Source organism: Burkholderia sp. RF2-non_BP3 (genome assembly GCF_001522185.1).
GTDB classification, from domain to species: Bacteria; Pseudomonadota; Gammaproteobacteria; order Burkholderiales; family Burkholderiaceae; genus Burkholderia; species Burkholderia diffusa.
Genome location: NZ_LOSU01000076.1, coordinates 16938 through 43436, shown reverse-complemented (window position 1 = coordinate 43436; position 26499 = coordinate 16938). Strand labels below are relative to the sequence as shown.

Below are 26499 nucleotides of genomic sequence, written 5' to 3'. Positions count from 1 at the left end.
GGGACGCACGATGGCCGCATTCAAACCGCGTCGTCCGCGCAACGGCTCCGGCCAGGCGCCACGCCCGTTCCGCCGCAACAAGGTGATGGCGCAGGACCCGGCGCCCATCGAGAGCCGCCGCGCCGCGCGCCAGCGGTTCCTGAAGACGCGCGGCATCTACCTGCTGCCGAACGCGTTCACGACCGCCGCGCTGTTCTGCGGCTTCTTCGCGGTCGTGCAGGCGATGAACGTGCGCTTCGAGATCGCCGCGATCGCGATCTTCGTCGCGATGGTGCTCGACGGGATGGACGGGCGCGTCGCGCGGATGACGCATACGCAAAGCGCGTTCGGCGAACAGTTCGACAGCCTGTCGGACATGGTGTCATTCGGCGTCGCGCCGGCGCTCGTGATGTACGAGTGGGTGCTGAAGGATCTCGGCCGCTGGGGCTGGCTTGCGGCGTTCGTCTACTGTTCGGGCGCCGCGCTGCGTCTCGCGCGCTTCAACACGAACATCGGCGTCGTCGACAAGCGCTTCTTCCAGGGACTGCCGAGCCCGGCCGCGGCCGCGCTGATCGCCGGTTTCGTCTGGCTCGCGACCGACAACCGCGTGCCGATGAAGCTCGGCTGGCTGCCGTGGGTCGCGTTCGCACTGACGATCTACGCAGGCGTGACCATGGTGTCGAACGCGCCGTTCTACAGCGGCAAGGCGCTGGACGTGCGGCACCGCGTGCCGTTTGCGGCGATCCTGCTGGTCGTCGTCGCGTTCGTGCTCGTGTCGTCCGATCCGCCGTTGATGCTGTTCTGCCTGTTCGTGCTGTACGGGCTGTCCGGCTACGTGTTTTGGGCCTACATGGCCGTGCGCGGACGGGCGAACCCCGCGCGCTCGTCGCAGCGCGATCACTGACGCGCAACCTGCCCGGCAACGGCGGCCTTGGATGTGATTCCGGGCCCCCGTTTTCATTTGCCCCTTTTTCGCACGGCGCGGCCCGGCATCCCGGGTGCAGTCCGATTGCGCACCCAGCGGAATGCCGCTATAGTCTTCGGCATGACTGCATTTTCCCGCCTCTCCCTCCTTCTAGCCGGTGCGCCGCTACGCGCGCTAGCTTTGGCGCGCCTGCCGCGCTGACCGTTCTCGCCCTCCGTCAAGCCTCGTCTGTTGTTGAGCGTCGCCAGCGGTGGCGCGATCTCATTACGTTTGATTCCCGTATAAAGAGCCCTGGAGCCCCCATGACAGACAAGCTGATCATTTTTGATACGACGTTGCGTGACGGTGAACAATCGCCCGGCGCGTCGATGACGAAGGAAGAGAAAGTCCGCATCGCGAAGCATCTCGAGCGGATGAAGGTCGACGTGATCGAGGCCGGCTTCGCGGCCAGCTCGAACGGCGACTTCGACGCGATCCACACGATCGCCGGCCTGGTGAAGGACAGCACGATCTGCTCGCTGGCGCGTGCCAACGACAAGGACATCCAGCGTGCGGCCGACGCACTGAAGCCGGCCAACAGCTCGCGGATCCACACGTTCATCGCGACGTCCCCGCTGCACATGGAGAAGAAGCTGCGGATGACGCCGGACCAGGTGTTCGAGCAGGCGCGCCTCGCGGTGCGCTTCGCGCGCAAATTCACCGACAACGTCGAATTCTCGCCGGAAGACGGCAGCCGTTCGGATCTCGACTTCCTGTGCCGCGTGCTGGAGGCCGTGATCGCCGAGGGGGCGACGACGATCAACATCGCCGACACGGTCGGCTACGGCGTGCCGGAGCTCTACGGCAACCTCGTGAAGACGCTGCGCGAACGCATTCCGAACTCGGACAAGGCGATTTTCTCCGTGCACTGCCACAACGACCTCGGGATGGCGGTGGCGAACTCGCTCGCCGGCGTGAAGATCGGTGGTGCGCGGCAGGTCGAGTGCACGATCAACGGTCTCGGCGAGCGCGCGGGCAACACGTCGCTCGAGGAAATCGTGATGGCCGTGAAGACCCGCAAGGACTACTTCGGCCTCGACGTCGGCATCGACACGACGCAGATCGTGCCGACGTCGAAGCTCGTGTCGCAGATCACCGGTTTCGTCGTGCAGCCGAACAAGGCCGTGGTCGGCGCGAACGCATTCGCGCACGCGTCGGGCATCCACCAGGACGGCGTGCTGAAGGCGCGCGACACCTACGAGATCATGCGCGCGGAAGACGTGGGCTGGACCGCGAACAAGATCGTGCTCGGCAAGCTGTCGGGCCGCAACGCGTTCAAGCAGCGCCTGCAGGAACTTGGCGTGTCGCTCGACAGCGAAGCCGAACTGAACGCCGCGTTCATGCGCTTCAAGGACCTCGCCGATCGCAAGGCCGAGATCTTCGACGAAGACATCATCGCGATCGTCTCCGAAGAATCGGCGCTCGCGCAGGAGCAGGAGCACTTCAAGTTCGTGTCGCTGTCGCAGCGTTCGGAGACGGGCGAGCAGCCGCAGGCGAAGATCGTGTTCGCGGTCGAAGGCAAGGAAGTGACCGGCGAGGCGCGCGGCAACGGGCCGGTCGACGCGACGTTCAACGCGATCGAGGGCGAAGTCGGCAGCGGCTCCGAACTGCTGCTGTATTCGGTGAACGCGATCACGACCGGCACGCAGGCGCAGGGCGAAGTGACCGTCCGGCTGTCGAAGAGCGGGCGGATCGTCAACGGCGTCGGCACCGATCCGGACATCGTCGCGGCGTCCGCGAAGGCGTACATTTCGGCGCTGAACAAGCTGCATTCGAAGGACGACAAGGTCAACCCGCAGCGCTCGTAAGCGCTGCGCGTCGAGCGCTCGACGCATACGAAACGCCCCGTGCGGCCTTGCGCCGCCCGGGGCGTTTTTTCATGCGTCGCTTATTCGGCCGCCGGCGCGCGGAACAGCCAGCGGCGCGCGGCCGCGCGAGGCGCCGGGCTGCGGCGGCGGAATTCGACCGCGATCCCGCGCCGCGGCGCATCGGCGACGAACGTGTCGAGCAGTTCGAGCACGTCGTGATCGATGTAGTCGGCGCGTGTCGCGTCGATGATCACGGCCGCGCGGTCGGGAATGTGCCGCAGATGATGCTTGACCTGCACCTTGCCGAGGAACGACACGTCCTTGCGGAACGACAGCAGGAAGTGGTCGTCGTGCTGCGCGAGCGTCACGGGGCTTTTCAGGTTCGCGACCGCGACCGCCAGCACGCTGCACGCGAGGCCGACGGCAATGCCGAACAGCAGGTCGACCGCCAGCACGCCCGCGATCGTCGCGGCGAACGGCACGAACGCGGCCGGGCCCTGCTTCAGCACCGAGCGGAACAGCGCCGGTTTCGCGAGCTTGAAGCCGGTGTGGATCAGGATCGCCGCGAGGCTCGCGAGCGGGATCAGGTTGATCAGCCCGGTGAGCGCGAACACGCTGGCAAGCAGCAGGATACCGTGCACGATCGCCGACATCCGGCTTTGCGCACCCGCGTTCACGTTCACCGAACTGCGCACGATCACCGACGTGATCGGCAGCCCGCCGAACGCACCGGCGACGAGATTGCCGACGCCCTGGGCCTTCAATTCGCGGTCCGGCTGCGTCGGGCGGCGCTTCGGGTCGATCTGTTCGACCGCCTCGAGGCTCAGCAGCGTCTCGAGGCTCGCGACGACCGCGAGCGTGATCGCGACGCGCCACACGTCCGGATTGACGAGCTGCGCGAAGTTCGGGCCGAGCTCGGCGTGCTTCAGCGATGCCGCGAGCGCCGCGAACGATTCGAGCTCCGGCAGCGTGACGCGATGCGCGGCGCCCGGCGCGACCGACGGCGCAACGACGCCGAGCACCAGCGTCGCGCCGATGCCGAACACGACGACCGCGAGCGGCGCGGGCACCGAGCGCACCCGGCCGAAGCGCTTGAACGCCGGTGTGTCCCAGGCGATCAGCAGCGCGAGCGAGACAAGTGCGATGACCGTCGCGGCCCAGGCGGTCGGCAGGCTCGCCCATGACGCAAACGATTGCGCGGCCGGCCCGCCGATGCCGAATGCGAACGGAATCTGCTTCACGATCAGCAGCAGGCCGATCGCCGCGAGCATGCCCTTGATGACGGGCGACGGCACGTACGCGGCGAAGCGGCCGGCGCGGAGCATGCCGAAGCCGAACTGCAGCACGCCGGACAACAGCACCGCGAGCAGGAACGCGGAAAAGCTGCCGAGTTGCGCGATCCCTTCGACGACGATCACGACGAGGCCGGCGGCCGGTCCGCTGACCGACAGCGACGAGCCGCTCAACAGCGCGACGATGATGCCGCCGACGATGCCGGACACGAGCCCGGCGAACGGCTCGACGCCGGACGCATTGGCGATGCCGAGACACAACGGCAGCGCGACGAGGAAAACGACGATGCCGGCGACGATGTCGCGCGGCAGGGTGGACAGGCGCTCGTTCAGTTTCATGGTTGGGGTGATTTCATTGGCGTAGGGGGAGGCGGATCAGCCGAGCGCGGCGGCCATGGCGGCATGCTCCGGGTCGGCTTCGGCCGGTGGTGCCGTGTAGCCGGAGTCGAGTTCCTTCAGGCGGCCGTCCGCGAGTGAAAAGATCCAGCCGTGAACGAGGGGCGGCCGCTGCCGGCCATGCACGATCGGCGACGCGCGCAGCAGCCGCACTTGTTCGAGCACGTTGAGCTCGGCCAGGCGGTCGGCCGCCGCCGTGTCGTCGAGTCCGTCGAGCGTGTCGCGATGGCGCCGTGCGAGCGCGCACAGCGGCGCGATTCGGCGCGCGACGTGCGGCAGGTCGGCGGGCGGCGGCAGCAGCGACGCGCGCACGCCGCCGCATCCGTAGTGGCCGCACACGATCACGTGGTCGACTTCGAGCACGCGCACGGCGTACTCGAGCACGCTCGCCGAATTGTCGTCGTCGGGATGGAACAGGTTCGCGATGTTGCGATGGACGAACAGCTCGCCGGGCACGCAGTGCGTGATGGTTTCGGCGGGCACCCGGCTGTCGGCGCAGCCGATCCACAGCACCCGAGGGTTCTGGCCGCGCGCGAGCGCATCGAAGAAGCCGGGCGTGTGTTCGTGCGTTTCGCGGGCCCAGGCGATGTTGGCAACCAGCATGCTCTTGGGGCGATTCATGAGGACTCCTTTGTGATAAGGGCAAGCAGATACCGGACGAAGTGGAGCAATATGATGCTTTCTAGATTGAAAGGTTCAATTTCGTCCGATATTAGGGGTATGCCCTAACGTCCGGTGCCAATGATACAAATTGTTTCAACTGGATCTGGGGAGGTGCATCGAATGCACCAATCCAACGCATGACATGTATCGTGCATGCCTGTTTCCCGCTGGCGCCCATGGCACGGGGCTTCGCATAATGCGGTCAGCACAGCTTCGGTCGGAAAGGATTGCCGCGTCGAATTGGAAATTAATCGAATATGACGGAAAAAATGAAATGGCCACTCACGCAATAATTCGTGAATGGCCATTGTGAAAATTGCGCGTAAATGCGCAATCGATCCGATCAGAACAGGTTGCGACGGTCGGGGTCGTGCAGCGGGTCCGGCGTTTTTTGCGTGGTGCGCAGAATGCCTTGCGGGTCGAAGTAGAAGCTGTACATCATGTACCAGACGTTGTCTTCGAGATAGCGGTAGGTCCACACCTCGCGCTTCATCAGTGGGAAGTAGGACGTTTCGACCGGGCGGCCGAAATTGACGAGCACGTCGGTCTTGGTCCACTTGCCGATTTCCGCGCGATAGAATTCGCTCGGCTGCAGCACCTGACGGACGTTGACGATCCGGTGGGCCGCGTCGACGTCGGCCGCGACGGTGATTTCGCCCATCGGCTGGGTCGGCCACATCAGACGCTTGCCGCCGCCGGGCAGATCGTAGATCTCGCGCGGCGGGCCCATGCGCGCGACGATCGCCGACTCGTCCTGGCCGGCCTGATATTGCTGCCACGGCTGTGCACAACCGGCAAGCAGCGCCGCCGCGCAGGCGACCAGCGCCGGCAGGCGCACGGGAAGGCGAATGGGCATGGGATTCTCCAGGGCTTTCTAACTGTTCAGTTGTATCACGGACGGCGCGCGCCGGCGCATCATGCCGAAAAAATCGGTGCGGATCGCGGCAGGCGCGTCGTCGGGGCGTCGCCTCGCGCCGCGCTTGCGGCCGGCAGTGCCCGCGGCCTATGATCCGCGCTTCTCGGACAGATTGAAGGGCAGGGAGCCGATGCAGCTGTGGAAACGATGCGCGCTCGCGTTGAGCGCGGGGTGGACGCTGGCGTCGTGCGCGTTCGCGGCAGGCGAGCCGGTGCGGATCGCGCTGATAGAAGGAATGTCGGGCCCGTTTGCGAACGCGGGCACGGCGGTCGAGCGCAACCTCCGCTTCGGCATCGAACAGGTCAATGCGGCGGGCGGCGTGAAACTGCGCGATGGCGCGCACCCGCTCGAACTCGTCGTGCTCGACAGCAAGGGCAGCCCGGAGGAGGCGCTCGTGCAGTTGCGCGCGGCGGCGGACCGGCACATCGGCTTCGTTGCGCAGGGCAACAGCTCGGCAGTCGCTGCCGCGCTCGTCGCGGCGCTCGACAAGCTGAACACGCGCAATCCGGACAGCCGGATGCTGTTCCTCAACTATTCGGCCGACGATCCGGCGCTGACCGGTGCGCGCTGCAGCTTCTGGCATTTCCGCTTCGACGCGCACGCGGGGATGCGGATGGCCGCGCTGGCCGACGTGATGGCGCGCGACCGCGCGCTGCGCAAGGTCTACCTGCTGAACCAGGACTACAGCTTCGGTCACGACGTCAGCGGTCTGGCCCGGCAGGCGCTGGCCGAGCGGCGTCCCGACGTGACGATTGCCGGCGACGAATTCCATCCGATCGGCCGCATCAAGGATTTCTCGCCTTATATCGCGAAGATCCGGGCGAGCGGTGCGGACGCGGTCGTGACCGGCAACTGGGGCAACGACCTCACGCTGCTCGTGAAGGCGGCACGCGAGCAGGGGCTGAACGCGAAGTTCTATACGTTCTACGGCAATAGCCTGGGCGCGCCCGCCGCGCTGGGCGATGCGGGCGTCGGGCGGGTAGTGGCCGTTGCAGACTGGCATCCGAACGCAGGCGGCGCGAAGTCGGACGCGTTTTACCGCGCGTTCCGGACCCGTTTTCCCGCCGCTCAGGATGACTACCCGGTGCGACGCATGAGCCTGATGATCGAGATGCTCGCGGCGGCGATGACTCGGGCCGGCTCGACCGACCCCGTGGCGGTGGCGCGTGCGCTGGAGGGGCTGTCGTTCGACGACGGCTTCCACGCGTCCACGATGCGCGCGCAGGATCATCAGTTGATCCAGCCCCTTTACGTGATGGAAATGGACAAGGCCGGCGCGCCCGGCGTGCGCTTCGACAACGAGGGCTCGGGGTATGGCTTCCGGACGATCCTCGCGGTGCCTGCGCAGCGCACCCAGGCGCCGTCGACCTGCTCGATGACGCGCCCGTGACAGGGGGCGGTAGGAACGGCGTGCAGTTGTGCTACAATGCCCGCCGGTTGTAAGTCACGGCACGGCCATTCTTCCGTGTCCGCCTGTTCAGTTGGCAAGTAGGAAACAAAGGAAATCACATGTCTGTTGCAGATATCAAGAAGTCGGAAGTCGTTGCTCAGTTCGCCCGCGGTACCAACGACACGGGCTCGCCCGAAGTCCAGGTCGCACTGCTGACCGCACGTATCGTCGAACTGACGGGTCACTTCAAGACCCACGCGAAGGATCACCACAGCCGCCGCGGCCTGCTGCGCATGGTGAGCCGCCGCCGCAAGCTGCTCGACTACCTCAAGGGCAAGGATGCCGACCGTTACCGCGCACTGATCGAGAAGCTGGGTCTGCGTAAGTAATCGAGGCGATTGCCGCCAGCAAGATGCCTGTGTCAGTCCGCTGATACAGGCATTTTGTTTTTGCGCGGTGCGTAGCGTCACGCGCACCGCGGGTTGTCCGGCACGTGAGTGCCGGCTGCCGGAACGGCTGATACCGGGGTCGGGATTTGTGTCATTCCAGCGCGCCGCTCGACGAGCGCCGCGCTGGAATGGCATAAAAAACACACCTTGCTCCGGGTGATTCGGTCGGGACGCCGCCGCACGGGATGGCCCGGGCGGCGAATGAAATGAATGAATTCAAAGGAGCAACCATGTCCATGTTCAACAAGGTCGTGAAGGAATTCCAGTGGGGCCAGCACAAGGTGCGCCTCGAAACCGGTGAAGTCGCTCGCCAGGCGAGCGGTGCCGTGATCGTCGACGTGGAAGACACCGTCGTGCTGGCAACCGTCGTCGGCGCGAAGTCGGCGAAGCCGGGCCAGGATTTCTTCCCGCTGACCGTCGACTACCTCGAAAAGACCTACTCGGCCGGCAAGATCCCGGGCGGCTTCTTCCGTCGCGAAGGCCGTCCGTCGGAACACGAGACGCTGACGTCGCGCCTGATCGACCGTCCGCTGCGCCCGCTGTTCCCGGAAGGCTTCTACAACGAAGTGCAGGTCGTGATCCACGTACTGTCCGTGAACCCGGAAATCCCGGCGGACATTCCCGCGCTGATCGGTGCATCGGCTGCGCTCGCCGTGTCGGGCCTGCCGTTCAACGGTCCGGTCGGTGCCGCGCGCGTCGCGTACATCGACAACGCATACGTGCTGAACCCGACGCGTGACCAGATCAAGGCATCGAGCCTCGACCTCGTCGTCGCCGGTACGGAGCGTGCGGTGCTGATGGTCGAATCGGAAGCCGACCAGCTGCCGGAAGACGTGATGCTGGGCGCGGTCGTGTTCGGCCACGAGCAGATGCAGACGGCGATCGATGCGATCCACGAACTCGTGCGCGAAGGTGGCAAGCCCGAGTGGGACTGGCAGCCGGCACCGAAGAACGAGGCTCTGATCGCGCGCGTGACGGAACTGGCGCACGGCGACCTGCTCGCCGCTTACCAGCTGCGCGACAAGCAAGCGCGTTCGACGAAGCTGAAGGAAGTCTACGCGGCGACCTCGGCGAAGCTCGAGGAAGACGCGCTGGCGGCCGGCACGGTCGCGGCCGACAAGGCTACCGTCGGCAACATCCTGTTCGACATCGAAGCGAAGATCGTCCGTTCGCAGATCCTGAACGGCGAGCCGCGCATCGACGGTCGCGACACGCGCACCGTGCGTCCGATCGAGATCCGTACCGGCGTGCTGCCGCGCACCCACGGTTCGGCGCTGTTCACGCGTGGCGAAACGCAGGCGCTCGTCGTCGCGACGCTCGGCACGAAGGGTGACGAGCAGATCATCGACGCGCTCGAAGGCGAATACCGCGAGCGCTTCATGCTCCACTACAACATGCCCCCGTTCGCGACCGGCGAAACGGGTCGCGTCGGCTCGCCGAAGCGTCGTGAAATCGGCCACGGCCGTCTCGCGAAGCGCGCGCTGGTCAAGTGCCTGCCGAGCGCCGACGAATTCGGCTACTCGATTCGCGTCGTGTCGGAAATCACCGAATCGAACGGTTCGTCGTCGATGGCGTCGGTGTGCGGCGGCTGCCTCGCGCTGATGGACGCCGGCGTGCCGATGAAGGCGCACGTCGCGGGTATCGCGATGGGCCTGATCCTCGAAGGCAACAAGTTCGCGGTGCTGACCGACATCCTCGGCGACGAGGATCACCTCGGCGACATGGACTTCAAGGTAGCCGGCACGGAGCAAGGCGTGACGGCGCTGCAGATGGACATCAAGATCCAGGGCATCACGAAGGAAATCATGCAGGTCGCGCTCGCGCAGGCGAAGGAAGGCCGCATGCACATCCTCGGCAAGATGACGTCGGCGGTCTCGGGTGCGAACACGCAACTGTCGGAATTCGCGCCGCGCATGATCACGATCAAGATCAACCCGGAAAAGATCCGCGACGTGATCGGCAAGGGCGGTTCGGTGATCCGTGCGCTGACGGAAGAAACCGGCACGACCATCGACATCTCGGATGACGGCGTCGTGACGATCGCGAGCACGAACAGCGAAGGCATGGCCGAAGCGAAGAAGCGCATCGAGCAAATCACGGCCGAGATCGAAGTCGGCCAGGTGTACGAAGGCACGGTGCTCAAGCTGCTCGATTTCGGCGCGATCGTGAACCTGCTGCCGGGCAAGGACGGCCTGCTGCACATCTCGGAAATCGTCAACGAGCGCGTGAAGGACATCAACGACTACCTGAAGGAAGGTCAGCAGGTGAAGGTCAAGGTGATCCAGACGGACGAGAAGGGTCGCGTGCGTCTGTCGGCGAAGGCGCTGCTGAACGAAGCAGCGGCAGCGTCGCAGTCGGATACGCCGCCGCAGCAGTAAGCGGACAGGCGTGAGAACGGCCGGCAGTGCGAAAGCGTGCCGGCCGTTTTTTCTGTAGCATCGTTGTGCGGCGCAGCAGCGCCGGCGAGGCGCCCGTGCCGCGCACGGGTGCGCCCCCGATTGATCCTGGAGCGACCACCATGAAAGCCATCGAAATCACCGAATTCGGCGCCCCCGACGTGCTGAAGCTGGCGGAGCGTGCGCGCCCCGAACCGAAGCGCGGCGAAGTGTTGATCAAGGTGACGGCTTCCGGCGTGAACCGGCCGGACGTATTCCAGCGCAAGGGCGCGTATGCGCCGCCGCCGGGGGCGTCGGATCTGCCGGGCCTCGAGGTCGCGGGCGAGATCGTCGGCGGCGACCTGTCGGATGCGGCGCTGAACCCGTTCGGCCTGAAGCTGGGCGATCGCGTCTGCGCGCTGCTTGCGGGCGGCGGCTACGCCGAATATGCGGTTGCGCCGCTGCCGCAATGCCTGCCGGTGCCCGACGGGCTGACCGACATCGAGGCCGCATCGCTGCCCGAAACCTTCTTCACGGTGTGGAGCAACGTGTTCGACCGTGCGCTGCTCGGCGCGGGCGAGGGCGGCGAGCAGGAAACGCTGCTCGTGCAGGGCGGTTCGAGCGGGATCGGCGTGACGGCGATCCAGATCGCGCACGCGCTCGGCTTTCGCGTGTTCGCGACGGCCGGGAATGCCGACAAATGCCGCGCATGCGAGGCGCTCGGCGCCGAGCGTGCGATCAACTACAAGACCGAGGACTTCGTCGAGGTCGTCAAGTCGCTGACGCACGATCGCGGCGTCGACGTGATCCTCGACATGGTCGCGGGCTCGTACGTGCCGCGCGAACTGTCCGCGCTTGCGGATGGCGGCCGCCTCGTGCTGATCGCGTTGCTCGGCGGCGCGAAAGCCGAGGTCAACCTGAATGAAATCCTGCGCCGCCGGCTGACGGTGACGGGCTCGACGCTGCGTCCGCGTCCGGTCGAATTCAAGGCGCGCATCGCCGCGCAGCTGAAGGCGCGCGTCTGGCCGATGCTTGCGGACGGTCGCATCAAGCCCGTCATCTACCGCGTGCTGCCGGCTGGGGAGGCCGCGCAGGCGCATGCGCTGATGGAAAGCGGCGAGCACATCGGCAAGATCGTGCTTGATTGGGGCGCGAACGCATGACGGCCCATGCGGCGGGCTTGACATGCGCGGTTTGACCGGTTCAAGCCGCGCGCAGTAAAATCGTGGGTTTGCTTCGCCAGATCCAACCTGACGGGCCGGTTTCCGGTGCGTTAATGACAAGATAGTGACGAGACAGACACGATGTCGAAACAACGAACGAAGCGAGTGATCGGCAACTGGAAGATGCACGGCCGGCTGGCCGGCAACCAGGCATTGCTGAACGAAGTGGTGCAGGGCGCGGGCGCGGTGGCGGCCGAGACGTCGATCGGCGTGTGCGTGCCGTTCCCGTATCTCGCGCAGGTTCAGGCGCAGCTCGCCGGCGGCCGTGTCGCGTTCGGCGCGCAGGACGTGTCCGCGCACGAGCAGGGCGCGTTCACCGGTGAAGTGGCGGCCGCGATGGTGGCGGAGTTCGGCGCGCAGTATGCGATCGTCGGTCATTCGGAACGTCGCGCGTACCACGGCGAGCGCAACGAAACCGTCGCCGCCAAGACGCAGCGCGCGCTTGCGGCGGGCCTCACGCCCGTCGTGTGCGTCGGCGAAACGCTCGACGAGCGCGAGGCGGGTGCGACCGAGCAGGTGGTCGGTGCGCAGCTCGACGCCGTGCTGGCCGTGCTGACGGCTGACGAGGCCGCACGCATCGTCGTCGCGTACGAGCCGGTCTGGGCGATCGGCACGGGCAAGAGCGCGACGTCGGCGCAGGCGCAGGACGTGCACGCATTCCTGCGAGCGCGTCTCGCGGCGAAGGGAGCGGCGGACGTATCGGTGCTGTACGGCGGCAGCGTGAAGCCGGACAACGCGGAAGAGCTGTTCGCGCAGCCTGATATCGATGGCGGCCTGATCGGCGGCGCGTCGCTGAAGGCGGAAGATTTCCTGGCGATCTGCCGGGCCGCACGTTGAGCGGTCCGGGATCGAATTGAACCATGATGGTGGCCGGTTGGTCCGGTTGCCTGATCCAATCGGGTGGATGTGATGCTGTTATTCAAGACGCTGATTATTGTCGTGCAGGTGCTGTCTGCACTCGGTGTGATCGGACTCGTGCTGCTGCAGCACGGCAAGGGCGCCGACATGGGCGCTGCATTCGGCAGCGGCGCGTCGGGCAGCCTGTTCGGTGCAACGGGCTCCGCCAACTTTCTGTCGCGCACGACGGGCATTCTCGCGACGATCTTCTTCGTCGCGACGCTCGCGCTGACGTACCTCGGTTCGTACAAGTCGACGCCGTCGGCCGGCGTGCTCGGCACCGCCGCGACCGCGCCGGCATCGGCGCCCGCAGCGTCGGCGCCGGCCGTCGCCGCGTCCGCTGCTGCGGGTTCGGCGGCGAGCGCGCCGGGTCAGGATGTCCCGAAATAAAAAGTCGAATTTTTTGCGTTTGTGCGTTGAACAAATCTGGAACTCGGGTTAGAATTTAATTCTTGAAGCGATTCGCGGGAAACAAGCAGCACAACCCGAGTTGCATGCAGTGCCGACGTGGTGAAATTGGTAGACACGCTATCTTGAGGGGGTAGTGGCGAAAGCTGTGCGAGTTCGAGTCTCGCCGTCGGCACCAAAGTTACTCAATGCCAGCCGCTTCTAGTGGCTGGCATTTTTCATTTCTGGGGTGTGCCTTGCGATTGTCTTGTGATCGCACGCACTCCGAAATGATTCCTTCCGCCGGAAGTGGTATTCTCCGGACGCTCAGAACCAACCGATAGAGGATTGCCTTGAACCTCGCAGCCTATTACCCCGTCTTGTTGTTCCTCCTCGTGGGCACTGGTTTAGGTATAGCGCTGGTCAGCATCGGCAAGCTCCTTGGTCCCAATAAGCCGGACGTCGAGAAGAACGCACCGTATGAGTGCGGCTTCGAAGCCTTTGAAGACGCCCGGATGAAATTCGACGTCCGGTACTACCTCGTCGCCATCCTGTTCATCATCTTCGATCTCGAAACCGCATTCCTGTTTCCGTGGGGCGTCGCGCTCCGGGACATCGGCTGGCCGGGTTTCATCGCAATGATGATTTTTCTGCTCGAATTCCTGCTGGGCTTTGCCTATATCTGGAAGAAAGGCGGCCTCGACTGGGAGTGATGGGTTAATCGCCGGTTTGCATGGGCGGCCACGCTGGGCCGCTCGTCTGGAGTGGAAAGCAAATGAGTATCGAAGGGGTCTTGAAGGAAGGGTTTGTCACCACGACGGCTGACAAGCTGATCAACTGGACGCGTACCGGCTCGCTGTGGCCGATGACGTTCGGGCTCGCGTGTTGCGCCGTCGAGATGATGCATGCGGGCGCGGCCCGCTATGACCTGGACCGGTTCGGGGTCGTGTTCCGTCCGAGCCCGCGTCAGTCGGACGTGATGATCGTCGCCGGCACGCTGTGCAACAAGATGGCGCCCGCGCTGCGCCGTGTGTACGACCAGATGGCCGAGCCGCGCTGGGTGATCTCGATGGGGTCGTGCGCGAACGGTGGCGGTTATTACCACTACTCGTACTCGGTGGTCCGCGGTTGCGACCGGATCGTGCCGGTCGACGTCTACGTGCCGGGCTGTCCGCCCACGGCCGAGGCGCTGGTCTACGGCGTGATCCAGCTTCAGGCGAAGATCCGCCGCACCAATACCATCGCCCGTCAATAAAGCCCCGAGCGTCCCCTCAATATGGCAAGCAAAATCGAGACCCTCAAGGCAAACCTCGAAGCCGCGCTCGGCGCGCGCGTGGTGAGCCTCACCGAAGCGATCGGTGAACTGACGCTCGTCGTGAAGGCGAGTGATTACCTCGAAGTCGCAAAGATGCTGCGCGACGATCCGAAGCTCCGTTTCGAGCAACTGATCGACCTCTGCGGCGTCGACTACCAGACCTACGGCGACGGCGCCTACGACGGCCCGCGTTTCGCGGCCGTGTCGCAGCTGCTGTCGGTCACGAACAATTGGCGCCTGCGCCTGCGCGTATTCGCGCCGGACGACGATCTGCCGATCGTCGCATCGCTCGTCGACATCTGGACCTCCGCAAACTGGTACGAGCGCGAAGCGTTCGACCTGTACGGCCTCGTGTTCGAGGGGCACCCCGATCTGCGCCGCATCCTCACCGACTACGGCTTCATCGGCCATCCGTTCCGCAAGGACTTCCCGGTGTCGGGCTATGTCGAAATGCGTTACGACCCGGAAGAGAAGCGGGTCGTCTACCAGCCGGTGACGATCGAGCCGCGCGAAATCACGCCGCGCGTGATCCGCGAGGATCGCTATGGCGGTCTGAAACATTAAGGGGGCGTCATGGCAGAAATCAAGAACTACACCCTCAACTTCGGTCCGCAGCACCCGGCAGCGCACGGCGTGCTGCGCCTCGTGCTCGAACTCGACGGCGAAGTCATTCAGCGTGCCGATCCGCACATCGGCCTGCTGCATCGCGCGACTGAAAAGCTCGCGGAAAACAAGACCTTCATCCAGTCCGTGCCGTACATGGACCGTCTCGACTACGTGTCGATGATGGTCAACGAGCACGGCTACGTGCTCGCGATCGAGCGTCTGCTCGGCATCGACGTGCCGGAGCGCGCGCAGTACATCCGCGTGCTGTTCGACGAGATCACGCGCGTGCTGAACCACCTGATGTGGATCGGCGCGCACGCACTCGACGTCGGCGCGATGGCGGTGTTCCTGTACGCATTCCGCGAGCGCGAAGACCTGATGGACGTGTACGAAGCGGTGTCCGGTGCCCGGATGCACGCGGCGTACTACCGTCCGGGCGGCGTCTACCGCGACCTGCCTGACGCAATGCCGCAATACAAGGCGTCGAAGATTCGCAACGAGAAGGCGCTCGCGAAGATGAACGAAGCGCGCAGCGGCTCGGTGCTCGACTTCATCGACGACTTCTTCACGCGCTTCCCGAAGTGCGTCGACGAATACGAAACGCTGCTGACCGACAACCGGATCTGGAAACAGCGTCTGGTCGGGATCGGCGTCGTCAGCCCGGAGCGTGCGCTGCAGATGGGCCTGACGGGCCCGATGCTGCGCGGCTCGGGTATCGCGTGGGACCTGCGCAAGAAGCAGCCGTACGAAGTGTACGACCGCATGGATTTCGACGTGCCGGTCGGCGTGAACGGCGATTGCTACGACCGCTATCTGGTGCGCGTCGAGGAAATGCGCCAGTCGATCCGCATCGCGAAACAGTGTATTGAGTGGCTCCGCAAGAATCCGGGCCCGGTGATGACCGACAATCACAAGGTTGCGCCGCCGTCGCGCGTCGGCATGAAGACCAACATGGAAGACTTGATTCACCACTTCAAGCTCTTCACCGAAGGTTTTCACGTGCCGGAAGGCGAGGCGTACGCGGCTGTCGAGCATCCGAAGGGCGAATTCGGCATCTACCTCGTGTCGGATGGTGCCAACAAGCCGTATCGCCTCAAGATCCGCGCACCGGGCTTCGCGCACCTCGCGTCGCTCGACGAAATGGCGCGCGGTCACATGATTGCCGACGCCGTCACGATCATCGGTACGCAGGACATCGTGTTCGGCGAAATCGATCGCTAATGGTCGCGCCGCCCGCGCGAGCGGGCGGCGAGCAGTAAGTCACACGCGATGCGCGCTGAACCGGCGCGGCTTCGCAAGCTGTCAACAGTGAGCGCCAGGTCTGCCGTCCTTGCACAGCAGTGCGGCAGGTTGTTCGTTCGGTAGGAATTGAAAGAGTCGTGTCTGAAAATGATCTCAGCTGAAGGCCTGAAGGAAATCGATCGAGCGTTGACGAAGTATCCCGCCGATCAGAAACAGTCCGCCGTGATGTCGGCGTTGGCCGTCGCTCAGGAAGAGCACGGCTGGCTGTCGCCCGAACTGATGCAGTTCGTCGCGGACTATCTCGGCATGCCGGCCGTCGCCGTGCAGGAAGTCGCGACGTTCTACACGATGTACGAGCTCAAACCGGTCGGCAAGCACAAGATCACGCTCTGCACGAACCTGCCGTGCCAGCTTGGCCCGCACGGCGGCGCGGAAGCGACTGCCGACTACCTGAAACAGAAGCTGGGCATCGGCTTCGGCGAGACCACGCCCGACGGCAAGTTCACGCTGAAGGAAGGCGAATGCATGGGCTCGTGCGGCGATGCGCCGGTGCTGCTGGTGAACAATCACAGAATGTGCAGCTTCATGAGCCGCGAGAAGATCGACCAGCTGCTTGAGGAGCTCTCGAAATGACGTCCCTCCACGACCGTCACATCAAACCGCTGATCCTCGCTGGTCTGAACGGCGAGAACTGGCATCTCGAAGACTACGTTGCGCGCGGCGGCTACAAGCAGCTGCGCCGCATCCTCGAAGAAAAGATTCCGCCGGAGCAGGTGATCGCCGACGTGAAGGCGTCGGGCCTGCGTGGCCGTGGCGGTGCGGGCTTCCCGACCGGCCTGAAGTGGAGCTTCATGCCGCGCCAGTTCCCGGGGCAGAAGTACCTCGTCTGCAACTCGGACGAAGGCGAACCGGGCACGTTCAAGGATCGCGACATCCTGCGCTGGAACCCGCACGCACTGATCGAAGGCATGGCCATCGGCGCGTACGCGATGGGCATCACCGTCGGCTACAACTACATCCACGGCGAAATCTTCGAAGTGTATCGACGCTTCGAGGCCGCGCTCGATGAAGCGCGTGCCGCGGGTTTCCTCGGCGACAACATCATGGGCTCGGAATTCTCGTTCCAGCTGCACGCGCACCACGGTTACGGCGCGTACATCTGCGGCGAGGAAACGGCGCTGCTCGAGTCGCTCGAAGGCAAGAAGGGTCAGCCGCGCTTCAAGCCGCCGTTCCCGGCGAGCTTCGGCGTGTACGGCAAGCCGACCACGATCAACAACACCGAGACGTTTGCCGCGGTGCCGTTCCTGCTGTCCATCGGGCCGCAGAATTACCTCGAGATCGGCAAGCCGAACAACGGCGGCACGAAGATCTTCTCGGTGTCGGGCGACGTCGAGCGTCCGGGCAACTATGAAGTGCCGCTCGGCACGCCGTTCGCGACGCTGATGGAGCTCGCCGGCGGGATGCGCGGCGGTCGCAAGATCAAGGCCGTGATTCCGGGCGGTTCGTCGGCACCGGTGATCCCGGGCGACATCATGATGCAGACCGATCTCGATTACGACTCGATCGCGAAGGCGGGCTCGATGCTCGGCTCCGGCGCGGTGATCGTGATGGACGAGACGCGCTGCATGGTGCGTTCGCTGCTGCGCCTGTCGTACTTCTACTACGAGGAATCGTGCGGTCAGTGCACGCCGTGCCGTGAAGGCACCGGCTGGCTGTATCGCGTCGTGAATCGTATCGAGCACGGCGAAGGTCGCCAGGAAGATCTGGACCTGCTGAACTCGGTTGCCGAGAACATCATGGGCCGCACGATCTGCGCGCTCGGCGATGCGGCGGCGATGCCGGTACGCGGGATGCTCAAGCATTACTGGGACGAATTCGCGTACCACGTCGAGCACAAGCACTGCATGGTCGGCGGCCACGCGCACGCGGCGGCAGCCTGAAGTGAAGCACCGGTTGCGGAATTTGAGCGCACGGTCGGGCGAAGGCGCGAACGGGCGGAAATAGGTTAAGGACCATTCACCATCATGGTTGAACTTGAAATAGACGGCAAGAAGGTCGAGGTGCCCGAAGGCAGCATGGTGATCCAGGCTGCGCACAAGGCGGATACGTACATTCCTCACTTCTGCTATCACAAGAAACTGTCGGTCGCGGCCAACTGCCGGATGTGTCTCGTCGAAGTCGAGAAGATGCCGAAGGCCGTGCCTGCCTGCGCGACGCCCGTGTCGGCCGGCATGATCGTGCGCACGCAGTCCGACAAGGCCGTGAAGGCGCAGCAGTCGGTGATGGAATTCCTCCTCATCAACCACCCGCTCGACTGCCCGATCTGCGATCAGGGCGGCGAATGCCAGCTGCAGGATCTGGCGGTCGGCTACGGCAAGTCGTCGTCGCGCTACTCGGAAGAAAAGCGCGTGGTGTTCCACAAGAACGTGGGCCCGCTGATCTCGATGGAAGAAATGTCGCGCTGCATCCACTGCACGCGCTGCGTCCGCTTCGGCCAGGAAATCGCCGGCGTGATGGAGCTCGGCATGCTGGGTCGCGGCGAGCACTCGGAAATCACGACGTTCGTCGGCAAGACGGTCGACTCCGAACTGTCGGGCAACATGATCGACCTGTGCCCGGTCGGCGCGCTGACCAGCAAGCCGTTCCGCTACAGCGCCCGTACGTGGGAACTGTCGCGCCGCAAGTCGGTGAGCCCGCACGATTCGGTCGGCGCGAACCTCGTCGTGCAGGTGAAGAACAACCGCGTGATGCGCGTGCTGCCGTTCGAGAACGAAGCGATCAACGAATGCTGGATCTCGGACAAGGATCGTTTCTCGTACGAAGGCCTGAACAGTGAAGAGCGCCTGACGAAGCCGATGCTGAAGCAGGGCGGCCAGTGGATCGAGACCGACTGGCAGACCGCGCTCGAATATGTCGCGAAGGGTCTGAAGGGCATCGCCGCGGATCACGGCGCGAACGCGCTGGCGATGCTCGCGAGCGCGCACAGCACCGCTGAAGAGCTGTTCCTCGTGAAGCAGCTCGCCAGCGAACTGAAAACGCCGAACGTCGACTTCCGTCTGCGTCAGCAAGATTTCTCGGCGCCGGTCCAGGGCGCACCGTGGCTCGGCATGCCGATCGCCGATCTGTCGAGCGTGGATGCCGCGTTCGTCGTCGGTTCGTTCCTGCGCCGCGACCACCCGCTGTTCGCCGCGCGCCTGCGCCAGGCCGCGAAGAACGGCGCGAAGCTGCACTTCCTGCACGCGACCGCCGACGACTCGCTGATCCCGACCGCGAAGCGCATCGTCGCCGCGCCGTCGGCATGGCTCGACGAGCTGGCCGGCATCGCCGCCACCGTCGCGCAACTGCGCGGCGTCGCGCTGCCGGACGCGCTGGCGGGCGTCACCGCATCGCCGGCAGCACAAGCAGTCGCCCAGTCGCTCGCGAACGGCGAGCGCCGCGCGGTGCTGCTCGGCAATGCGGCCGTCCGTCACCCGCAATTCGCGAAGCTGCACGCCGTTGCACAGTGGATCGCCGACAACACCGGCGCCACGTTCGGTTTCCTGACGGAAGCGGCGAACACGGTCGGCGCGCACGTCGTCGGCGCACTGCCGGGCGAGGGCGGCCTGAACGCACGCGAAGCGTTCGCGCAGCCGCGCAAGGGCTACGTGCTGCTGAACGTCGAACCGGAATTCGACACGGCCGATCCGGCGCAGGCACTTGCCGCGCTGAACCAGGCCGAAATGGTCGTCGTGATGTCGCCGTTCAAGCACGGCCTCGATTACGCCGACGTGCTGCTGCCGATCGCGCCATTCACGGAAACGGCAGGCACGTACGTGAACGCGGAAGGCTCGGTGCAGAGCTTCAACGGCGTCGTGCGTCCGCTCGGCGATACGCGTCCGGCGTGGAAGGTGCTGCGCGTGCTCGGCAGCCTGCTCGGTCTGCCGAACTTCGAATACGAAACGGCGGAAGAAGTGCGTCTCGCGGCGCTCGGCGACGCAGGCGTCGCGAAGCGTCTGTCGAACCAGGCGTCGGTCGCGCCGGCACGCGTCGCGGCAGCTGCCGCGAACGGCGGCTTCGAGCGCCTCGCCGACGTGCCGATCTATCATGCCGACGCACTCGTGCGCCGCGCCGGCGCGCTGCACCTGACGGCCGCCGCGAAGATGGCGAACGCCGCAGCCCTGCCGGCCGCGCTGTTCGACAAGCTGGGCTTGAAGGAAGGCGACGCGGTGCGCGTGCGCCAGGGCGAGCGCGCGGTGCAGTTGCCGGCCGTGCGCGACGCGAATCTTGCGGAGACGGTCGTTCGCGTGTCGGCGGCGACGCCTGCCGGCGCAGCGCTCGGCAGCCTGTCCGGTGAACTGGTGGTGGAGAAGGCGTAAATGAGCTTGTTCGATACGATCAACGCGGGCGGAGCCCAGCTTCTCGGCGTCGCGTGGCCGACGGTGTGGGCCGTCGTGCGCATCCTCGTCGTCGCCGTCGTGATCCTGCTGTGCGTCGCGTACCTGATTCTGTGGGAACGCAAGCTGATCGGCTGGATGCACGTGCGTCTCGGCCCGAACCGCGTCGGCCCCGGCGGCCTGCTGCAGCCGATCGCCGACGTGCTGAAGCTGCTGCTGAAGGAAGTGATTCAGCCGAGCGCCGCCAGCCGTTGGCTGTACCTGATCGCGCCGGTCATGACCGTCGTGCCGGCGTTTGCCGTGTGGGCGGTGATCCCGTTCCAGGCCGAGGCCGTGCTCGCGAACGTGAACGCGGGCCTGCTGTATGCGATGGCGATCTCGTCGATCGGCGTGTACGCGGTGATTCTCGCCGGCTGGGCGTCGAACTCGAAGTATGCATTCCTCGGTGCGATGCGCGCCGCGGCGCAGATGGTGTCGTACGAAATCTCGATGGGCTTCGCGCTGGTGCTCGTGCTGATGACGGCCGGCAGCCTGAACCTGTCGGAAATCGTCGGCTCGCAACAGCACGGCTTCTTCGCCGGCCACGGCGTGAACTTCCTGTCGTGGAACTGGCTGCCGCTGCTGCCGGCGTTCGTCGTCTACTTCGTGTCCGGCATCGCCGAAACGAACCGTCACCCGTTCGACGTGGTGGAAGGGGAGTCGGAGATCGTCGCGGGTCACATGATCGATTACTCGGGCATGGCGTTCGCGCTGTTCTTCCTCGCCGAGTACATCAACATGATCGTGATCTCGGCGCTGGCCGCGACGCTGTTCCTCGGCGGCTGGGACGCACCATTCGAATTCCTGTCGTTCATTCCGGGCATCTTCTGGCTGGTGCTGAAGGTATTCGCGCTGCTGTCGGTGTTCATCTGGGTGCGCGCGACGTTCCCGCGCTACCGTTACGACCAGATCATGCGTCTGGGCTGGAAGGTGTTCCTGCCCGTCACGGTGATCTGGGTGGTCGTGGTCGGCTTCTGGATGATGTCGCCGCTCAACATCTGGGTGAAGTAAAGATCGGACGAAATCATGACGGCAATCCAACACTTCTTTAAGACCTTCTTCCTGACGGAGCTGCTGAAGGGGCTCGCGCTGACCGGTCGTTACACGTTCCGGCGCAAGTTCACCGTGCAGTTCCCGGAAGAGAAGACCCCGATTTCGCCGCGTTTCCGCGGGCTGCATGCGCTGCGCCGCTATGAAAACGGCGAAGAGCGCTGCATCGCGTGCAAGCTCTGCGAGGCCGTGTGCCCCGCGATGGCGATCACGATCGAGTCGGAAACGCGCGCGGACAACACGCGCCGCACGACGCGCTACGACATCGACCTGACGAAGTGCATCTTCTGTGGTTTCTGCGAGGAAAGCTGCCCGGTCGATTCGATCGTCGAGACGCAGATCCTCGAGTATCACGGCGAAAAGCGCGGCGACCTGTATTTCACGAAGGAAATGCTGCTCGCGGTGGGCGATCGCTACGAGAAGGACATCGCTGCGGCGAAGGCCGCCGACGCGCCGTATCGTTGATTGTGTTTGCAGTGCCGGCCCGGCATGAACGGGCCGAGCCGCCGCGACGGGTGCGGCACGCGAGAGTGTCCCGCAAGCCGCGCCTGACTATGGCCTAACGATGAACCGGTAATCATGGAATTCACGACCGTACTGTTCTACATCTTCGCGCTGCTCCTGGTGGTATCAGGGCTGAAGGTGATCACTTCGCGCAACCCGGTGGCGTCTGCGCTTTTCCTTGTGCTGGCGTTCTTCAACGCCGCCGCGATCTGGATGCTGCTGGAAGCGGAGTTCCTCGCGATCCTGCTGGTGCTGGTGTACGTGGGCGCCGTGATGGTGCTGTTCCTGTTCGTCGTGATGATGCTGGACATCAACATCGATTACCTGCGCCGCGACTTCAAGCGCTTCGTACCGATGGCGACCGTCGTCGGCGCGATCATCGTGGTCGAGACCGCGCTGATCCTGTGGCGCGGCTACGGCGACACGCACACGGTGCACGCAATGGCGACGGGCGCGATGGCCGACTGGTCGAACACGCGCCTGATCGGCAAGGTGATCTACACCGACTACATCTTCGCGTTTGAAATCGCCGGCCTGGTGCTGCTGGTCGCGATCATCGCCGCGATCGGGCTGACCGAGCGCAAGGGCAAGGACAGCAAGCGCCAGCGCGTGTCGGATCAGGTCAAGGTGCGCCGCAATGACCGCGTGCGCCTCGTGAAGATGGAAGCGGACAAGCCGCAGCCGGAAACGGCGCAGAGCGAAGCCGGTACGAGCACCAACGGCTAAGCGGAGGAAAAGAAAACCATGCTGACTCTTGCTCATTACCTCGTGCTCGGCGCGATCCTCTTTGCGATCGCGATCGTCGGGATCTTCCTGAACCGCCGCAACATCATCATCATCCTGATGGCGATCGAACTGATGCTGCTGGCGGTGAACACCAACTTCGTCGCGTTTTCGCACTACCTCGGCGACGTGCACGGCCAGATCTTCGTGTTCTTCGTGCTGACCGTCGCCGCAGCGGAAGCCGCGATCGGTCTCGCGATTCTGGTGACCCTGTTCCGTAAGCTCGACACGATCAATGTCGAGGATCTCGATCAGCTCAAAGGTTAATTTCAGGCAACGCTGTTATGTCAACGACACTCAATGAAAACCTGCTGCTGGCGATTCCGCTCGCTCCGCTGGCCGGCTCGCTGATTGCGGGGCTGTTCGGGAACGCAGTGGGGCGCAAGGGCGCACACCGGATCACGATCCTCGGCGTATTGATCGCGTTCCTCCTGTCGGCGAAAGTCTTCCTCGACGTGATGGGCGGCGCGAGCTTCAACGCGACCGTCTACGAATGGATGAACGTCGGCTCGCTGAAACTCGAAGTCGGCTTCCTCGTCGATTCGCTGACCGCGATGATGATGGTCGTCGTGACCTTCGTCTCGCTGATGGTGCACGTGTACACGATCGGCTACATGTCGGAAGAAGACGGCTACCAGCGCTTCTTCTCGTACATCTCTCTGTTCACGTTCTCGATGCTGATGCTCGTGATGAGCAACAACTTCCTGCAGCTGTTCTTCGGCTGGGAAGCGGTGGGTCTGGTGTCGTACCTGCTGATCGGCTTCTACTTCACGCGTGAGAGTGCGATCTACGCGAACATGAAGGCGTTCCTCGTGAACCGCGTGGGCGACTTCGGCTTCCTGCTGGGCATCGGCCTGCTGCTGGCGTTCGCGGGTTCGATGAACTACGGCGAAGTGTTCGCGAAGCGCGCCGAGCTCGCAAGCCTGCACTTCCCGGGCACCGACTGGGGCCTGCTGACCGTCGCCTGTATCTGCCTGTTCATCGGCGCGATGGGTAAATCGGCGCAGTTCCCGCTGCACGTGTGGCTGCCCGACTCGATGGAAGGCCCGACCCCGATCTCCGCGCTGATTCACGCGGCGACGATGGTGACGGCCGGCATCTTCATGGTGTCGCGCATGTCGCCGCTGTTCGAACTGTCGGATACCGCGCTGTCGTTCATCACGGTGATCGGTGCGATCACGGCACTGTTCATGGGCTTCCTCGGGATCGTCCAGAACGACATCAAGCGTGTCGTCGCGTACTCGACGCTGTCGCAGCTCGGCTACATGACCGTCGCGCTCGGCGTGTCCGCTTACCCGGTCGCCGTGTTCCACCTGATGACGCACGCGTTCTTCAAGGCGCTGCTGTTCCTCGGCGCCGGTTCGGTGATCATGGGCATGCACCACGACCAGGACATGCGCAACATGGGCGGCCTGCGCAAGTACATGCCGATCACGTGGATCACGTCGCTCGTCGGTTCGCTGGCGCTGATCGGTACGCCGTTCTTCTCGGGCTTCTACTCGAAGGACTCGATCATCGACGCGGTGAAGCTGTCGCATCTGCCGGGTTCTGGCTTCGCGTACTTCGCGGTCGTCGCGAGCGTGTTCGTCACGGCGCTGTACTCGTTCCGCATGTACTTCCTGGTGTTCCACGGCGAAGAGCGCTTCCGCAAGCCGAAGCATCCGGAATCGCCGATGGGCATGGCGGCCGCGCACGGCCATGACGATCACGGCCATGGCCACGGTCATGACGACCACGCGCACGAGCCGCACGAGACCCCGTGGGTCGTGTGGGTGCCGCTGGTCCTGCTGGCAATTCCGTCGGTGATCATCGGTGCGATCGCGATCGGCCCGATGCTGTTCGGCGACTTCTTCCAGCACGGCGTCGCGTTCGACAAGGTGATCTTCATCGGCGAAAACCATCCGGCACTGGCCGAGATGGCCGAAGAGTTCCACGGCTGGGTGGGCATGGGTCTGCACTCGGTGTCGGGCCTGCCGGTGTGGCTGGCGCTCGCCGGTGTCGTCGTCGCGTGGTTCCTGTACCTGAAGCGTCCGGAGCTGCCGGCGTCGATCCGCCGCGCGTTCGGTCCGATCTACACGCTGCTGGACAACAAGTACTACATGGACAAGATCAACGAAGTGGTGTTCGCCCGTGGTTCGGTGGCGATCGGCCGCGGCCTGTGGAAGGAAGGCGACGTCGTCGTGATCGACGGTCTCGTCAACGGCAGCGCGCGGTTCATCGGCTGGTTCGCTGGCGTGATCCGCTTCCTCCAATCCGGTTACATCTATCACTACGCGTTCGCCATGATCATCGGCATGCTGGGGCTCCTGACCCTGTTTGTAACGCTCGGCGGCAAATAAGGCGGGGGGACAACACTAATGCACGCTTTTCCGATTCTCAGTACCGCGATCTGGCTGCCGATCGTTTTCGGCCTCCTCGTGCTCGCGGTGGGTAACGACAAAAATCCGGGGACGGCCCGCTGGGTCGCGCTGATCGGTTCGCTGCTCGGTCTCGCGGTCACGATTCCGTTGATCACGGGCTTCGACTCGAGCACGGCTGCGCTGCAGTTCGTCGAGCAGTCGACCTGGATCGAACGCTTCGACATCTCGTACCACCTCGGCGTCGACGGCATCTCGATGTGGTTCGTCGTGCTGACCGCGCTGATCACGGTGATCGTCGTGATCGCCGCGTGGGAAGTGATCACCGAGAACGTCGCGCAGTATCTCGCGGCCTTCCTGATCCTGTCCGGGATCATGATCGGCGTGTTCTCGGCGGCCGACGGCCTGCTGTTCTACGTGTTCTTCGAGGCGACCCTGATCCCGATGTACATCATCATCGGTGTGTGGGGCGGCCCGAACCGCGTGTACGCGGCGTTCAAGTTCTTCCTGTACACGCTGGCCGGCTCGCTGCTGATGCTGGTCGCGCTGATCTACCTGTACACGCAGACGCATTCGTTCGACCTCGCGACGTGGCAGAACGCCAAGATCGCAATGACGCCGCAGATCCTGCTGTTCATTGCATTCTTCCTCGCGTTCGCGGTGAAGGTGCCGATGTGGCCGGTGCACACTTGGCTGCCGGACGCGCACGTGGAAGCGCCGACGGGCGGCTCGGTCGTGCTGGCGGCGATCATGCTGAAGCTCGGTGCGTACGGTTTCCTGCGTTTCTCGCTGCCGATCACGCCTGACGCAAGCCACTTCCTGGCACCTGTCGTGATCACGCTGTCGCTGATCGCGGTGATCTACATCGGCCTCGTCGCGATGGTGCAGGCCGACATGAAGAAGCTGGTCGCGTATTCGTCGATCGCGCACATGGGCTTCGTCACGCTCGGCTTCTTCATCTTCAACCAGCTCGGTGTCGAAGGCGCGATCGTCCAGATGATCTCGCACGGCTTCGTGTCGGGCGCGATGTTCCTGTGCATCGGCGTGCTGTACGACCGCGTGCACTCGCGTCAGATCGCCGATTACGGCGGCGTCGTGAACGTGATGCCGAAGTTCGCGGCATTCGCGATGCTGTTCTCGATGGCCAACTGCGGTCTGCCGGGCACCTCGGGTTTCGTCGGCGAGTTCATGGTGATTCTCGCTGCTGTCCAGTACAACTTCTGGATCGCATTCGGCGCGGCATTCACGCTGATCCTCGGCGCCGCCTACACGCTGTGGATGTACAAGCGCGTGTACTTCGGCGCGGTCGCGAACGATCACGTTGCCAAGCTGAAGGACATCGGCCGTCGCGAATTCGTGATGCTGGCCGTGCTCGCCGCGTTCACGCTGCTGATGGGTCTGTATCCGAAGCCTTTCACCGACGTGATGCACGTTTCCGTGGAAAACCTCCTCTCCCACGTCGCGCAGTCGAAGCTGCCGCTGGCCCAGTAA

Annotated in this window: 24 protein-coding genes and 1 tRNA gene; 22 read left to right on the top strand and 3 right to left on the bottom strand. The window is 64.5% G+C overall.

All coding sequences use genetic code 11. The features are described from left to right. The first annotated feature begins 10 nt into the window (after nucleotides 1–10). Together pssA and WS45_RS32045 are read left to right on the top strand one after the other, a co-directional pair. Entirely contained in the window at nucleotides 11–883 is an 873-nt protein-coding gene (gene pssA / locus WS45_RS32050; protein ID WP_059533226.1) for a CDP-diacylglycerol--serine O-phosphatidyltransferase, read from the top strand. Nucleotides 884–1206: 323 nt separating this feature from the next. After that, a complete protein-coding gene (locus tag WS45_RS32045) occupies nucleotides 1207–2751 on the top strand; it encodes a 2-isopropylmalate synthase (RefSeq protein ID WP_059533224.1) in 1545 nt (514 codons plus the stop codon). Nucleotides 2752–2831: 80 nt separating this feature from the next. Here the strand turns inward: WS45_RS32045 and WS45_RS32040 are convergent, their stop codons facing one another. From WS45_RS32040 to WS45_RS32030, 3 genes are all read right to left on the bottom strand, one after another. Beyond that, nucleotides 2832–4382: a SulP family inorganic anion transporter gene (locus WS45_RS32040; protein WP_059703397.1), complete on the bottom strand. Its 1551-nt coding sequence runs from the start codon at nucleotides 4380–4382 to the stop codon at nucleotides 2832–2834. A 36-nt stretch (nucleotides 4383–4418) separates the two neighbouring features. Beyond that, nucleotides 4419–5060 carry a carbonic anhydrase gene (locus tag WS45_RS32035; protein ID WP_059703395.1) on the bottom strand — a complete coding sequence of 214 codons (642 nt, stop codon included), beginning with the start codon at nucleotides 5058–5060 and terminating at the stop codon, nucleotides 4419–4421. Between the two features lie 385 nt (nucleotides 5061–5445). Further along, nucleotides 5446–5958 (bottom strand): hypothetical protein, encoded by a 513-nt coding sequence (locus tag WS45_RS32030; RefSeq protein WP_059533217.1) that lies wholly within the window; start codon nucleotides 5956–5958, stop codon nucleotides 5446–5448. Between the two features lie 190 nt (nucleotides 5959–6148). On the opposite strand from WS45_RS32030, the gene WS45_RS32025 reads away from it, so the two are divergent. The 20 genes from WS45_RS32025 (at nucleotide 6149) to WS45_RS31930 (ending at nucleotide 26499) form a co-directional block, all read left to right on the top strand. Next, nucleotides 6149–7408 (top strand): branched-chain amino acid ABC transporter substrate-binding protein, encoded by a 1260-nt coding sequence (locus tag WS45_RS32025; RefSeq protein ID WP_059703494.1) that lies wholly within the window; start codon nucleotides 6149–6151, stop codon nucleotides 7406–7408. Nucleotides 7409–7527: 119 nt separating this feature from the next. Continuing rightward, nucleotides 7528–7797 carry a 30S ribosomal protein S15 gene (gene rpsO / locus WS45_RS32020; protein ID WP_006398792.1) on the top strand — a complete coding sequence of 90 codons (270 nt, stop codon included), beginning with the start codon at nucleotides 7528–7530 and terminating at the stop codon, nucleotides 7795–7797. A gap of 290 nt (nucleotides 7798–8087) precedes the next feature. Next, nucleotides 8088–10235 (top strand): polyribonucleotide nucleotidyltransferase, encoded by a 2148-nt coding sequence (gene pnp / locus WS45_RS32015; protein ID WP_059533215.1) that lies wholly within the window; start codon nucleotides 8088–8090, stop codon nucleotides 10233–10235. Between the two features lie 140 nt (nucleotides 10236–10375). Then, entirely contained in the window at nucleotides 10376–11395 is a 1020-nt protein-coding gene (locus tag WS45_RS32010; protein WP_059703394.1) for an NAD(P)H-quinone oxidoreductase, read from the top strand. A gap of 141 nt (nucleotides 11396–11536) precedes the next feature. Next, nucleotides 11537–12292, top strand: coding sequence for a triose-phosphate isomerase (tpiA, locus tag WS45_RS32005; protein WP_059689382.1), 756 nt, complete (start codon nucleotides 11537–11539; stop codon nucleotides 12290–12292). Between the two features lie 72 nt (nucleotides 12293–12364). Beyond that, on the top strand, nucleotides 12365–12742 hold the full coding sequence (gene secG / locus WS45_RS32000; RefSeq protein ID WP_059533209.1) for a preprotein translocase subunit SecG: 378 nt from the start codon (nucleotides 12365–12367) through the stop codon (nucleotides 12740–12742). 111 nt (nucleotides 12743–12853) lie between these two features. Next, nucleotides 12854–12938, top strand: a tRNA-Leu gene (locus WS45_RS31995). A 154-nt stretch (nucleotides 12939–13092) separates the two neighbouring features. Then, a complete protein-coding gene (locus WS45_RS31990) occupies nucleotides 13093–13452 on the top strand; it encodes an NADH-quinone oxidoreductase subunit A (RefSeq protein WP_006398798.1) in 360 nt (119 codons plus the stop codon). A gap of 62 nt (nucleotides 13453–13514) precedes the next feature. After that, nucleotides 13515–13994 carry a NuoB/complex I 20 kDa subunit family protein gene (locus WS45_RS31985; protein ID WP_006398799.1) on the top strand — a complete coding sequence of 160 codons (480 nt, stop codon included), beginning with the start codon at nucleotides 13515–13517 and terminating at the stop codon, nucleotides 13992–13994. Nucleotides 13995–14015: 21 nt separating this feature from the next. Next, a complete protein-coding gene (locus tag WS45_RS31980; protein ID WP_059502607.1) occupies nucleotides 14016–14618 on the top strand; it encodes an NADH-quinone oxidoreductase subunit C in 603 nt (200 codons plus the stop codon). Between the two features lie 9 nt (nucleotides 14619–14627). Next, complete coding sequence (locus WS45_RS31975; protein ID WP_012364320.1) at nucleotides 14628–15881, top strand: NADH-quinone oxidoreductase subunit D; 1254 nt, start codon at nucleotides 14628–14630, stop codon at nucleotides 15879–15881. A 168-nt stretch (nucleotides 15882–16049) separates the two neighbouring features. Beyond that, on the top strand, nucleotides 16050–16535 hold the full coding sequence (gene nuoE / locus WS45_RS31970) for an NADH-quinone oxidoreductase subunit NuoE (protein ID WP_006478266.1): 486 nt from the start codon (nucleotides 16050–16052) through the stop codon (nucleotides 16533–16535). Further along, entirely contained in the window at nucleotides 16532–17842 is a 1311-nt protein-coding gene (nuoF, locus tag WS45_RS31965; protein WP_006756904.1) for an NADH-quinone oxidoreductase subunit NuoF, read from the top strand. The genes nuoE and nuoF overlap by 4 nt, the downstream gene beginning before the upstream one ends. Before the next feature lie 84 nt (nucleotides 17843–17926). After that, complete coding sequence (nuoG, locus tag WS45_RS31960) at nucleotides 17927–20257, top strand: NADH-quinone oxidoreductase subunit NuoG (protein WP_059703391.1); 2331 nt, start codon at nucleotides 17927–17929, stop codon at nucleotides 20255–20257. Next, a complete protein-coding gene (gene nuoH, locus WS45_RS31955; RefSeq protein WP_059533202.1) occupies nucleotides 20258–21325 on the top strand; it encodes an NADH-quinone oxidoreductase subunit NuoH in 1068 nt (355 codons plus the stop codon). A gap of 15 nt (nucleotides 21326–21340) precedes the next feature. Then, entirely contained in the window at nucleotides 21341–21829 is a 489-nt protein-coding gene (gene nuoI, locus WS45_RS31950) for an NADH-quinone oxidoreductase subunit NuoI (RefSeq protein WP_011885529.1), read from the top strand. A gap of 114 nt (nucleotides 21830–21943) precedes the next feature. Further along, nucleotides 21944–22594, top strand: coding sequence for an NADH-quinone oxidoreductase subunit J (locus tag WS45_RS31945; protein ID WP_059533200.1), 651 nt, complete (start codon nucleotides 21944–21946; stop codon nucleotides 22592–22594). A gap of 18 nt (nucleotides 22595–22612) precedes the next feature. Then, nucleotides 22613–22918: an NADH-quinone oxidoreductase subunit NuoK gene (gene nuoK, locus WS45_RS31940; protein ID WP_004185739.1), complete on the top strand. Its 306-nt coding sequence runs from the start codon at nucleotides 22613–22615 to the stop codon at nucleotides 22916–22918. Nucleotides 22919–22935: 17 nt separating this feature from the next. Then, nucleotides 22936–24990 carry an NADH-quinone oxidoreductase subunit L gene (gene nuoL / locus WS45_RS31935; protein WP_059533198.1) on the top strand — a complete coding sequence of 685 codons (2055 nt, stop codon included), beginning with the start codon at nucleotides 22936–22938 and terminating at the stop codon, nucleotides 24988–24990. Nucleotides 24991–25008: 18 nt separating this feature from the next. Continuing rightward, nucleotides 25009–26499 (top strand): NADH-quinone oxidoreductase subunit M, encoded by a 1491-nt coding sequence (locus tag WS45_RS31930; protein ID WP_059533196.1) that lies wholly within the window; start codon nucleotides 25009–25011, stop codon nucleotides 26497–26499.

What these genes read in the sequence shown, in the direction of transcription:
- pssA (WP_059533226.1), top strand. Translation starts at nt 11, where the DNA reads ATGGCCGCATTCAAACCGCGTCGTCCGCGCAACGGCTCCGGCCAGGCG.
- WS45_RS32045 (WP_059533224.1), top strand. Translation starts at nt 1,207, where the DNA reads ATGACAGACAAGCTGATCATTTTTGATACGACGTTGCGTGACGGTGAA.
- WS45_RS32040 (WP_059703397.1), bottom strand. Translation starts at nt 4,382, where the DNA reads ATGAAACTGAACGAGCGCCTGTCCACCCTGCCGCGCGACATCGTCGCC.
- WS45_RS32035 (WP_059703395.1), bottom strand. Translation starts at nt 5,060, where the DNA reads ATGAATCGCCCCAAGAGCATGCTGGTTGCCAACATCGCCTGGGCCCGC.
- WS45_RS32030 (WP_059533217.1), bottom strand. Translation starts at nt 5,958, where the DNA reads ATGCCCATTCGCCTTCCCGTGCGCCTGCCGGCGCTGGTCGCCTGCGCG.
- WS45_RS32025 (WP_059703494.1), top strand. Translation starts at nt 6,149, where the DNA reads ATGCAGCTGTGGAAACGATGCGCGCTCGCGTTGAGCGCGGGGTGGACG.
- rpsO (WP_006398792.1), top strand. Translation starts at nt 7,528, where the DNA reads ATGTCTGTTGCAGATATCAAGAAGTCGGAAGTCGTTGCTCAGTTCGCC.
- pnp (WP_059533215.1), top strand. Translation starts at nt 8,088, where the DNA reads ATGTCCATGTTCAACAAGGTCGTGAAGGAATTCCAGTGGGGCCAGCAC.
- WS45_RS32010 (WP_059703394.1), top strand. Translation starts at nt 10,376, where the DNA reads ATGAAAGCCATCGAAATCACCGAATTCGGCGCCCCCGACGTGCTGAAG.
- tpiA (WP_059689382.1), top strand. Translation starts at nt 11,537, where the DNA reads ATGTCGAAACAACGAACGAAGCGAGTGATCGGCAACTGGAAGATGCAC.
- secG (WP_059533209.1), top strand. Translation starts at nt 12,365, where the DNA reads ATGCTGTTATTCAAGACGCTGATTATTGTCGTGCAGGTGCTGTCTGCA.
- WS45_RS31985 (WP_006398799.1), top strand. Translation starts at nt 13,515, where the DNA reads ATGAGTATCGAAGGGGTCTTGAAGGAAGGGTTTGTCACCACGACGGCT.
- WS45_RS31980 (WP_059502607.1), top strand. Translation starts at nt 14,016, where the DNA reads ATGGCAAGCAAAATCGAGACCCTCAAGGCAAACCTCGAAGCCGCGCTC.
- WS45_RS31975 (WP_012364320.1), top strand. Translation starts at nt 14,628, where the DNA reads ATGGCAGAAATCAAGAACTACACCCTCAACTTCGGTCCGCAGCACCCG.
- nuoE (WP_006478266.1), top strand. Translation starts at nt 16,050, where the DNA reads ATGATCTCAGCTGAAGGCCTGAAGGAAATCGATCGAGCGTTGACGAAG.
- nuoF (WP_006756904.1), top strand. Translation starts at nt 16,532, where the DNA reads ATGACGTCCCTCCACGACCGTCACATCAAACCGCTGATCCTCGCTGGT.
- nuoG (WP_059703391.1), top strand. Translation starts at nt 17,927, where the DNA reads ATGGTTGAACTTGAAATAGACGGCAAGAAGGTCGAGGTGCCCGAAGGC.
- nuoH (WP_059533202.1), top strand. Translation starts at nt 20,258, where the DNA reads ATGAGCTTGTTCGATACGATCAACGCGGGCGGAGCCCAGCTTCTCGGC.
- nuoI (WP_011885529.1), top strand. Translation starts at nt 21,341, where the DNA reads ATGACGGCAATCCAACACTTCTTTAAGACCTTCTTCCTGACGGAGCTG.
- WS45_RS31945 (WP_059533200.1), top strand. Translation starts at nt 21,944, where the DNA reads ATGGAATTCACGACCGTACTGTTCTACATCTTCGCGCTGCTCCTGGTG.
- nuoK (WP_004185739.1), top strand. Translation starts at nt 22,613, where the DNA reads ATGCTGACTCTTGCTCATTACCTCGTGCTCGGCGCGATCCTCTTTGCG.
- nuoL (WP_059533198.1), top strand. Translation starts at nt 22,936, where the DNA reads ATGTCAACGACACTCAATGAAAACCTGCTGCTGGCGATTCCGCTCGCT.
- WS45_RS31930 (WP_059533196.1), top strand. Translation starts at nt 25,009, where the DNA reads ATGCACGCTTTTCCGATTCTCAGTACCGCGATCTGGCTGCCGATCGTT.